Source organism: Pseudomonas sp. SIMBA_041 (assembly GCF_046535095.1).
GTDB classification, from domain to species: Bacteria; Pseudomonadota; Gammaproteobacteria; order Pseudomonadales; family Pseudomonadaceae; genus Aquipseudomonas; species Aquipseudomonas mucoides.
This window is the reverse complement of the sequence record NZ_JAWRXJ010000516.1, coordinates 1-259: the sequence shown is the minus strand read 5'-3', so window position 1 is coordinate 259 and position 259 is coordinate 1. Positions and strand designations below refer to the sequence as shown.

The window sequence follows — 259 nt, the reverse complement described above, 5'->3', positions numbered from 1 at the left end:
ACCACCGCAAGCCTTTGCTATTTGGTTAGAACAATTTGCTGGTCCATTGGATTTTCTGTTGTATTTGGTCAAAAAAAACAACGTCGATTTGACCCAAATGCCTATTCTGCCTATCACTGAACAGTACTTAGCTTATATCGGTGAATTGGATAACGAGCACTTTGAATTAGCAGGTGATTATCTACTAATGGCATCAACGCTCATCGCTATCAAAACCGAACTGCTATTACCTGCCCCTGATACCCCAACCGACGAGCGT

1 protein-coding gene is annotated in these 259 nt (G+C 42.5%); it reads left to right on the top strand.

Annotation, left to right across the window (positions count from 1 at the left end; genetic code table 11):
- Nucleotides 1-259 (top strand): segregation and condensation protein A (locus tag SB725_RS32150; RefSeq protein ID WP_410923539.1); only part of this gene is annotated, 259 nt, incomplete at both ends.